This window comes from Streptomyces sp. (assembly GCF_031181555.1).
Lineage (GTDB): Bacteria > Actinomycetota > Actinomycetes > Streptomycetales > Streptomycetaceae > Streptomyces > Streptomyces fimbriatus.
Genome location: NZ_JAPSKQ010000189.1, coordinates 1995 through 10991 on the forward strand (window position 1 = coordinate 1995; position 8997 = coordinate 10991).

General features: G+C 73.9%; 7 protein-coding genes. 3 read left to right on the forward strand and 4 right to left on the reverse strand.

Going from position 1 to position 8997, the window contains the following annotated elements; all coding sequences use genetic code 11:
- Window positions 1-178 precede the first annotated feature (178 nt).
- Window positions 179-1228, reverse strand: a complete 1050-nt coding sequence (locus tag RIM90_RS27270) for a DUF2637 domain-containing protein (RefSeq protein ID WP_309063409.1) — start codon at window positions 1226-1228, stop codon at window positions 179-181.
- Window positions 1229-1531: 303 nt separating this feature from the next.
- Window positions 1532-2377: a (2Fe-2S)-binding protein gene (locus tag RIM90_RS27275; RefSeq protein WP_309063410.1), complete on the reverse strand. Its 846-nt coding sequence runs from the start codon at window positions 2375-2377 to the stop codon at window positions 1532-1534.
- A 181-nt stretch (window positions 2378-2558) separates the two neighbouring features.
- On the opposite strand from RIM90_RS27275, the gene RIM90_RS27280 reads away from it, so the two are divergent.
- Window positions 2559-3395, forward strand: coding sequence for a GntR family transcriptional regulator (locus tag RIM90_RS27280; RefSeq protein WP_309063411.1), 837 nt, complete (start codon window positions 2559-2561; stop codon window positions 3393-3395).
- 60 nt (window positions 3396-3455) lie between these two features.
- Here the strand turns inward: RIM90_RS27280 and RIM90_RS27285 are convergent, their stop codons facing one another.
- Together RIM90_RS27285 and RIM90_RS27290 are read right to left on the reverse strand one after the other, a co-directional pair.
- Window positions 3456-4223 (reverse strand): hypothetical protein, encoded by a 768-nt coding sequence (locus RIM90_RS27285; RefSeq protein ID WP_309063412.1) that lies wholly within the window; start codon window positions 4221-4223, stop codon window positions 3456-3458.
- A 225-nt stretch (window positions 4224-4448) separates the two neighbouring features.
- Window positions 4449-6194 carry a PucR family transcriptional regulator ligand-binding domain-containing protein gene (locus RIM90_RS27290; protein ID WP_309063413.1) on the reverse strand — a complete coding sequence of 582 codons (1746 nt, stop codon included), beginning with the start codon at window positions 6192-6194 and terminating at the stop codon, window positions 4449-4451.
- Between the two features lie 478 nt (window positions 6195-6672).
- On the opposite strand from RIM90_RS27290, the gene RIM90_RS31650 reads away from it, so the two are divergent.
- Together RIM90_RS31650 and RIM90_RS27305 are read left to right on the forward strand one after the other, a co-directional pair.
- On the forward strand, window positions 6673-7326 hold the full coding sequence (locus RIM90_RS31650; RefSeq protein ID WP_375165575.1) for a molybdopterin cofactor-binding domain-containing protein: 654 nt from the start codon (window positions 6673-6675) through the stop codon (window positions 7324-7326).
- Between the two features lie 162 nt (window positions 7327-7488).
- Window positions 7489-8955: an NCS2 family permease gene (locus tag RIM90_RS27305; RefSeq protein ID WP_309063414.1), complete on the forward strand. Its 1467-nt coding sequence runs from the start codon at window positions 7489-7491 to the stop codon at window positions 8953-8955.
- Window positions 8956-8997 lie beyond the last annotated feature (42 nt).

An 8997-nucleotide genomic window follows, 5' to 3' on the forward strand; every position in this document is an offset into this window, starting at 1 on the left:
GGGCCTGGTGCTGGTCGAGTCCCTCGCCGACGCGTGGGGGGTCAGGGCGCACGGGGTGGGCAAGGTGGTCTGGTTCGCACTCGGCGCGGACGCCGCCTGACGCCCGCCCGGCGTGCGAACGGGACGGGGTGCGGCCCGCGCAGGCCGCACCCCGTCCCGTCGTACGTCTTCCGTGCCGTCAGCCGAACTGCTGCTCCAGGTCCTTGAGCTTGCGCTCCAGGGAGTCCAGACGCGGCAGCGCCTGGGTGTCGTCCTCGGCGGTGAGGTCGACGGTCACCGCGTCAGAGCCGCCGCGCACCGGCTGCAGGGAGGGACGCGCGCGCACGGGCAGGGCCTCCGTCGCCGATATGGCAGGCTCCGCGGAGACCACGTCGAGGTCGGAGCCGCGCTCCACCGCCGGCGCCTCCATCCGGTGTCCGCCGCCCCGGCCCACGAAACCGCGGTGGCCGCGGCTGATCGCCTTCAGCCGCGCCCGCTCCACCCGCTGCTGGTCGCGCCTGCGCCGACGCTCCTCGTCCTTCTGGCGCTTGTCCTCGCGCACCTCCTCGACCGCCTCTTCGAGGCTGCGCACGCCCTCCAGCAGCATCAGCGACCAGGCCCGGTAGGTCTCCCGGGGGGCGCGCAGCCAGCGGACGATACGGATCTGCGGCAGCGGACGCGGCACCAGGCCCTGTTCGCGCAGCGCGGCCCGGCGGGTCTGCTTCAGGGCGCGGTCGAACAGCACCGCCGCCGACAGGGACATGCCCGCGAAGAAGTGCGGGGCGCCCGCGTGTCCGGCGCCCCGGGGCGCGTGCACCCAGTTGAACCAGGCCGCGGCGAAGGCGAACGTCCACACGAGTATCCGCGAGCCGAGGGCCGCGTCACCGTGGCTGGCCTCGCGCACGGCGAGCACCGAGCAGAACATTGCCGCGCCGTCCAGGCCGAACGGGACGAGGTACTGCCAGCCGCCGGACAGGCCGAGGTTCTGTTCGCCGAAGCCGACCAGCCCGTGGAAGGAGAGCGCGGCGGCCACCGCCGCGCAGCAGAACAGCAGGACGTAGGAGACGGTGCCGTAGACGGCCTCTTTGCGCCTGCGGCGCTCCTCGCTGCGCTCCCACGAGTCGTCCGCTCGCGTGTCCTTGACCGAGGAGCGCTTGCCGCGCGCCAGCACCGCCACCGCCGCCAGCATGCCCAGGAGCAGCACGGCGCCCGGAAGCAGCCAGTTCAGCGATATGTCGGTCAGTCTCATCTAGGGGTCCCTTGCATTGGGATAGGGCGTAACGCCCGCCATAGTGGCCCAATCCCACCGGCTCTCAGGGGGTTTCGGGGCAAGAGGCCGCCAAGGAAGCGTGAGGGTGTGCCCAGGGCGGTGTTCTGCTCGAACTGTCGCTTGAGGGGCGGGAGTTGAGTTCGAATAAGACTACCCGTACGGATGGTTCCACGGAAAGTTCCCGCGGCGGGTGAGGAAAGAGTGAATCACCCGTGACCGCGGGGTGTCCCGATGACCGGTGATCCTAGAGGACGGCGGGGGGTGCCGTTGTCCGACCCCGTGTCAGCCGGCCTGCGCGACCAGGCGGTCGGTCCGGTCCGTCGCGCACGCACGCGGGCAGGTGGCGCAGATGTCCTCGGGGCGCAGGGTGTAGAACATGCAGCAGCTGACCCGGTCCCGGGTGCGCACCGGCTCCCCGCCGGGGCCGGTCAGCCGGCGGAAGGCCGCAGCGCCGACGTACGGCTTGGTCGCGCCCGGCAGCAGCAGCTCCAGTTCGCGCATGCCCCGCTCCTCCTCGCCGAGCAGCTGGGCGACGTACCACAGGCCCTCGACGATCTCGTCGGTCGCCATGCCCCACAGGGCCCGGCCGCGCCGCCGCATGCGCGGGCCGAAGCCGGCCAGGACCGGTTCGAGGTGGCCGGCGACCGCCGCCCGCACCTCCGCCCGCAGCGCCTCCTCGTCGGGCACCACCCGGGCACCGGGCAGCGCGGCCGCGGGATCGCCGGGCAGGCAGGCGAAGCCGTCCGGCCGTACGGCCATGCGGCCCACGGCGAGGCCGGGGGCGGTGCGGTCGAACGAGACGTGCGTCACGGGGTAGCGGGGCACGCGGCGGTGCAGGAACCACGGCACGGTGATCAGCAGGCAGGCGGGCCAGGCGTAGCGGTGCAGGCCGAAGCTCGCGATCACGTCCGGTCGGGCCCGCTGTCCGTAGTCCCGCAGCACCTGGGTGTCGTCCCAGGCCAGGAACCTCTCCAGGCCGGCCCCGCCCTCGGCGAGCGCGGACGCGGCGACCCAGCCGCCGCCGCGGGGGAGCTCCTCGCCGGGGCCGAGCTCGGTGACGGCCAGCGCGGGGAAGACCTCCGCCAGGCGGGCGTACGCGTCCGCGACGGCCGAACCGGGCACAGGCATGCCATTCCCCTTCACGACGGGTGGGGCCACGTCTCGGAGAGCCGGGCCAATAAAGGTAAGGCTCACCTTACCGAAGATCGCCGATATGTGAACCGGCGGCCGGTGCGCTTAGGGTGCTTGACGGACGAGCGCCAACCCGCCGTAATGACCCCAAGTACCGATACGTCCGCAGGAGGACCCCGTGAGGCAGGACACGCAGGGCTCCGCCGGGACGGAGGACACGACGGAGGACACCGGCGCCGGCCGGGCCGGCGCGGGGCGCTTCCGGGTGCCCGCCCAGCCCCGCACGCAGGGCGCGGACCGGGAGCGCGACCGGTCGCGGAGCGCCGAGGGCGGGGCCGTGCGCGGCGAGCACACGCACGGCGAATCGGTCCTTCCGCGTCCCCGGCCCGCCGTCCAGCGGTCGTCCGTGCGCGGGCAGATCCTCGCCGCCCTGCGCACCGCGCTGGTGACGGGCGACCTGCGGCCCGGCGAGGTGTACTCCGCGCCCGTGCTCGCCGAGCGGTTCGGCGTCTCCGCGACGCCCGTCCGGGAGGCCATGCAGCAGCTCACGCTCGAGGGCGCGGTCGAGGTGGTGCCGAACCGGGGCTTCCGGGTCGTCGAGCGGGGCGCGCGGGAGCTGGCCGAGCTCGCCGAGGTCCGGGCGCTGATCGAGGTCCCGGTGATGCTGCGGCTGGCCCGCACGGTGCCCGCCGAGCGCTGGGCCGAGCTGCGCCCCCTCGCCGAGGCCACGGTCCGCGCCGCCTCCTCCGGCTGCCGGGCCACCTACGCCGAGTCCGACCGCGCCTTCCACAGCGCGGTGCTCGCCCTCGCCGGGAACGAGCAGCTGGTCCGGATCGCCGAGGACCTCCACCGCCGCGCCCAGTGGCCCCTGGTCGGCGCCGTTCCCCGGACCCGCGGCCGGGCGGAACTGGTGGCCGACGCCCATGAGCACACGGCCCTGCTGGACGCGTTGATCGCGGGGGACCTCGACGTGGTGCGTTCACTGGTGGGGGAGCACTTCAACGGGGCGGCCTGAGCGGGCCGGTGGTGCGTGCCGCGGGTGTGGGCGTGGGCGTGGGCCGCGGGCGTGCGCGGGCTACGCCGTCGCCGCTCCCGTGCCCGGTGGGGCCAGGCGGTGGGCCAGCCAGGTGGGGACGCCGCCCAGGAGGCGGAACAGACGGCGGGCCTCCTCGCGCAGACGGGACGCCTCCGGCTCGGTCTCCGTGTCGGCGAGCGCGACCAGGGCCGGTGCCGTGCCCACGAGATAGCCCAACTCCTCGCGGATCCGCAGGGATTCGGCGAAGCCGCGCCGCGCCTCCGTCAGTTCCCCCTCGCGCAGGGCGAGTCCGGCGAGGTGGCGCCAGGTGCCGGACAGCAGCAGCGGGTCGGCGTGGGAGGTGGCGCCCGCGTGCGCCCGCCGGTACGCGGCACGCGCCGCCTGCGGGGACCGGGTGAGGTTCTCGGCGATCAGCCCGCGCCGGAAGTCCAGCAGCGCCCGCCCCGCCGCCCCGGGAGGGATCAGCGCGGCCGCCCGGCCGAGCGCGGCCCGCGCCTCGTCGGACCGGTCGCGCACGCCGAACAGCGTGGCGGCGTAGGCCACGTACCCGCGTTCACAAGCGGCGGCACCCCGTTCCTCGTCGGTGTGGGCCAGCGCCTCGGCCGTGCGCAGCGCGTCCTCGGCCTCCTCCCACCCCGCCTCGGTGTACAGGCACCGCTCCACCAGCAGCGACGCCCGTTGCAGGGCGGCGGCCGGGGTGTCGGGCACGATCAGGGCGGCGGCGTCGGCCCAGCAGGCGCGCGAGCGCAGCCGCCATACCGCGGTCTGGAGGGGATCGTCACCGGCGGTCGTTCCGTTACCAGACATGGCGGAATGCGCCACGTTGCCCTCCCCGAGCACGCCATCGAGCTGTTGAGTGGTGGCCGCATCTCAGCACGAACAGCGGGGCCGGGCCAAGAGGGTGGGTGAAAAATTTCACAAAGCCGTGGGGCGGCGGGCGCGAAGGCCGGACCCGCCTGCGGCGCCCGCGCACCACCCCGCGGCGCCCGCCGCCGGGCCGCGCCGTCCTGCGCGCCCCCGGTGCCGCGGGCCTCAGCTCATCCGCAGGGCCAGGAAGAAGTCCAGCTTGTCCTCCAGGCGCGACAGATCACGGCCCGTCAGCTGCTCGATGCGGCCCACCCGGTACCGCAGCGTGTTGACGTGCAGGTGCAGCCGGGAGGCGCACCGGGTCCAGGAGCCGTCGCAGTCGAGGAACGCCTCCAGCGTCGGGATCAGCTCGGCGCGGTGCCGGCGGTCGTAGTCCCGCAGGGGGTCCAGGAGGCGGGCGGTGAAGGCACGGCGCACGTCGTCGGGGACGAAGGGGAGCAGCAGGACGTGCGAGGCCAGTTCCTGGTGGCCGGCCGCGCAGACCAGGCCCGGCCGGGCCGCGGCCACGCGCCGCGCGTGCCGCGCCTCCTCCAGGGCCCCGCGCAGGCCCTCCGCCGAGTGCACGGCCGCGCTGACCCCGAGCGTGACCCGGCCGTCGTCCTCCAGCCCCGCCGTGAGCGGGTCCCGTACGGACTCCAGGAGCGCGTCGGCGAGGATCCCCGCCTCGGAACCGTCGTGCTCGCCCGCCACCGAGGGCAGCGGAACGAGCGCGACCGCCTCGTCCCCGGTGTGGGCGACCGCGATGCGGTCCGAGTGCTCGGGCCCGGTCGCCGACGGGTCGACCAGGATCTCCTCCAGCAGCGCCTGGGCCACCGGACCGCCGGCCACCTCCCCGCCGTCCCAGTCGACGCGGGCCACGACCACCTGCCAGTGCGGGGCGGTCCCGAGCCCGGGCAGCAGCACCGGGGCCGCCACCCGCAGCCGTGCCGCGATCTCGGCCGGCGCGGCGCCCGCCTGCACCAGCTCCAGCACCTCCTGCGCGAGCCGACGCCGGACCGTGCGCGCCGCGTCCCGGCGGTCCCGCTCGACCGCGATCAGCTGGGTGACCCCGTGCAGCAGGTCCAGCCGCTCCTCGGCCCAGTCCGCGGCGTCCGCCTCGACGGCCAGCAGCCAGTCCGACAGCACCGTCTCGCGTGCGTCCCGCGTGTCCCGCACGTCCCGCGCGGACGGCGGGCTCTGCTGTGCACGCCCGCCGGAGCGCACCGGGAAGAGGCTGTACGTCGTCTGCCCCACCGTCACCCGGTGCGGTCCGCGCCGCCCGGTGCGGGTGGCCGCCAGATGCTCCGCCGCGAGCCGCGCGCACACGTCGGCGGGCAGCGCCGGCCCCTCCGCCGACGGGTCCGCCGTCCTCGATCCGGCCGCCTGCGGTCCCGCCGCCTTCGGCCCGGCGATCAGCCGGCCCGTGGGCGACAGCACCCAGGCCCGCAGGTCCAGGTCCGAGCCCAGCAGGTCGAGGACCACGTCCGGGCCGCCGCCCGCCGGGCCCGCGGTCATCATCCGCCGGTGCCGGTCCACCACGGCCGCGAGGTCCCCGGCGCGCTCGCCGGACACCTGCCGCACGACGTGCTCGGTGATGGTCGCGAAGGCCACCGACTCGTGCACCGCGAACAACGGCAGCCGGTGCCGCGCACAGGCCACGACCAGGTCGTCCGGGACGTCGCCCAGCTCCGCCGTGCCGGCCGCGACGGCGGCCACCCCGGCCTGCGCCAGGATCCGCACGAACGGCTCCGAGTCCGCGGCGTCCCGGCGCCAGGCCAGGCCCGTGAGCACCAGTTCCCCGCCCGAGAGATAGCGGCTCGGGTCCCTCAGGTCGGTGGTCATCACCCCGCGCACCGTGCGGTCCAGCTCGTCCTCGCCGCCGAGCAGCTTCAGGCCCAGCGCGTCGGTGTCCAGCAGTGCGCGCAGCCGCATTCTCGTCGCCGCCGTTCTCTTGTCTCGATATCTACGATGGAGCGTGGAGGGATCTTCCGGTGAGGGCCCGGCGGGTGGCCGATCAGCGGTGCCGGCCGTTTCCTGGACTGTGTCCTCTGTTTCCGGAGAAGGTGGGGAGGTTTCCGAGGACCTCCGTTCATACGAATCTACAAGATGTCCTCGCTGGCCAGCCAACTCCTTCATGGTTTCCGTGACTGACCCCGGCGGAACACCCGGCGGTGTACTGGGCCCACTCCGAGTGAACCGCACACGAACGAGCCGGGCCCGCAGCACACGGATTGGCTTGATCCGTACGCCCCACGAGACGAGGAAGAGAGCCGGTCATGGACTTCCTGCGCCCCGCCGGCCGGGAGGAGGCGCTCGCCGCGAAGGCCGAGCATCCCACCGCTGTGCCGATTGCGGGGGTACCGACGTGATGGTGGAGATCAACTTCGACCACCGCCGGCCCGGGTACCTCATGGACCTGAACCGCATCGGTGACCTCTACGACTGGGAGGCCGGCGAGGAGAGCGTGCGGCTGGGTGCCTCCGTCCCGCACTCCGGGATCATGGAGCACCTGCGCGCCGGGCTGCCGGGCCGCGCCCTCGCCTCCCGCACGGTCGCCTCCCCGCAGATCCGCAACCGCAACCGCGGCGGCGTCGGCGGCAACCTCGGCACCGCCTCCCCGGCCGGCGACGCCCACCCGGCGCTGCTCGCCGCCGGCGCCGAGGCCGACACCGAACTCGGCCCGGTGAAGGTGGTGGAACTGGCCTGCGCCCAGGACGCCGGCAAGGCGCTCGACCCGCTGTCCGTCGTCGGCCAGATCCAGGGTGGCACCACCCAGGGCCTGGGCGTGGCGGTCACGGAGGAGATCGTCGTCGACCCGAGGACCGCCAAGGTGCGCAACCCCTCCTTCACGGACTACCTCGTCCCCACCCTCCTCGACGCGCCGACCATCCCCGTCGGCGTGCTCGAACTCGCCGACGACCACGCGCCGTACGGGCTGCGCGGCGTCGGTGAGGCGTCCACCCTGTCGTCGACTCCGGCGGTCCTCGCGGCGATCCGTGACGCGACGGGCCTGGAGCTGAACAGGACACCGGTCCGCCCGGAACACCTCACCGGACCCGTGTGACCCACCCCGACGCCGGGCGACCCCACACCCGCGGCCACCCCGGCGCCGGTCCCCACCCCAGGTGCAGTACCGGGCCGTCCCCCGGGTCTGGCACCTCCCAAATCCCGCGTTGCGCCGCAGGCGCAGCGCCGGGTGCCCCTGTGAACCTTGGGAGATGGCACCATGACCCAGCAATCAGTGGAGCCGAGGACCACCGCCGACGACGCGGGCGCGGGAACCCGCGTCCCGGCCGGACGGTCCTGGCTCGACCGGTACTTCCACATATCGCACAGAGGATCCACGCTCGCGCGTGAAGTGCGCGGCGGCGTCACCACCTTCATGGCGATGGCGTACATCCTCCTGCTCAACCCCCTGATCCTGTCCGGCGAGGACGCGGCCGGGAACACCCTCGGCCGCACCGCCCTGATCACCGCGACCGCGTTCGCCGCGGCCCTCACCACGCTGCTGATGGGCTTCGTCGGCAAGGTGCCGCTCGCCCTCGCCGCCGGCCTGTCCGTGTCCGGGGTGCTCGCCTCCCAGGTCGCGCCCGTGATGACCTGGCCGCAGGCCATGGGCATGTGCGTGATGTACGGCGTGGTCATCATGCTGCTGGTCGTCACCGGCCTGCGCGAGATGATCATGAATGCGATCCCGCTCGCGCTCAAGCACGCGATCACGATGGGCATCGGACTGTTCGTCGCCCTGATCGGCCTGGTGAAGGCCGGGTTCGTGCACGAGAACGCGGCGCCCGGCGGCGGCCCGGTGATCCTCGGCCCGGGAGGCGAACTCACCGGCTGGCCGGTGCTGTTGTTCGCCGTCACCCTGCTGGCGATCTTCATGCTCCAGGCACGGGGCGTCCCCGGCGCCATCCTGATCGGCATCGTCGGCGGCACCGTACTGGCCGTCGCGCTCAACGCGTTCGGGGTCATCGACCCCAAGCAGTGGGCGAGCGGCGCCCCCGAGCTGCACGGCAGCGCGGTCTCCATGCCCGACTTCTCGGTCTTCGGGGAGGTCGAGTTCGGCGGCTGGGGCGAGGTCGGTGCCATGACGGTCGGCATGATCGTCTTCACCCTGGTGCTCGCGGGATTCTTCGACGCGATGGCGACGATCATCGGCGTCGGCACCGAGGCGAAGCTCGCCGACGACAAGGGCCGGATGCCGGGCCTGTCCAAGGCGCTGTTCATCGACGGTGCCGGCGGTGCGATCGGCGGCGTCTCCGGCGCCTCCGGGCAGACGGTGTTCGTCGAGTCGGCCACCGGTGTCGGCGAGGGTGCGCGCACGGGCCTGTCCTCCGTCGTCACCGGGCTGTTCTTCGCCGCCTGCCTGTTCTTCACCCCGCTGACGGCGATCGTGCCGGGCGAGGTCGCCGCGGCGGCCCTGGTGGTGATCGGCGCCATGATGATGATGAACGCCCGTCACGTGGACTGGGCCGACCGTGCCACCGCGATCCCGGTCTTCCTGACCGTCGTCATCATGCCGTTCACGTACTCCATCACCGCGGGCGTCGCCGCCGGGGTCGTCTCCTACGTCGCGATCAAGACCGGCCAGGGCAGGGTCCGGGAGATCGGCGCCTTCATGTGGGGCCTGACGCTGATCTTCCTCGTCTACTTCGCCCTCGCCCCGATCGAGGGCTGGCTGGGCGTGCACTGACCGCGGTCCGCGAGAACCCTCCACGCAACCGCTGTCGCGGAG

Bases quoted from the DNA above. Each gene is read 5' to 3' on its own strand.
- RIM90_RS27270 (WP_309063409.1), bottom strand. From the start codon at position 1,228: ATGAGACTGACCGACATATCGCTGAACTGGCTGCTTCCGGGCGCCGTG.
- RIM90_RS27275 (WP_309063410.1), bottom strand. From the start codon at position 2,377: ATGCCTGTGCCCGGTTCGGCCGTCGCGGACGCGTACGCCCGCCTGGCG.
- RIM90_RS27285 (WP_309063412.1), bottom strand. From the start codon at position 4,223: ATGTCTGGTAACGGAACGACCGCCGGTGACGATCCCCTCCAGACCGCG.
- RIM90_RS27290 (WP_309063413.1), bottom strand. From the start codon at position 6,194: ATGCGGCTGCGCGCACTGCTGGACACCGACGCGCTGGGCCTGAAGCTG.
- RIM90_RS31650 (WP_375165575.1), top strand. From the start codon at position 6,673: ATGGACCTGAACCGCATCGGTGACCTCTACGACTGGGAGGCCGGCGAG.
- RIM90_RS27305 (WP_309063414.1), top strand. From the start codon at position 7,489: ATGACCCAGCAATCAGTGGAGCCGAGGACCACCGCCGACGACGCGGGC.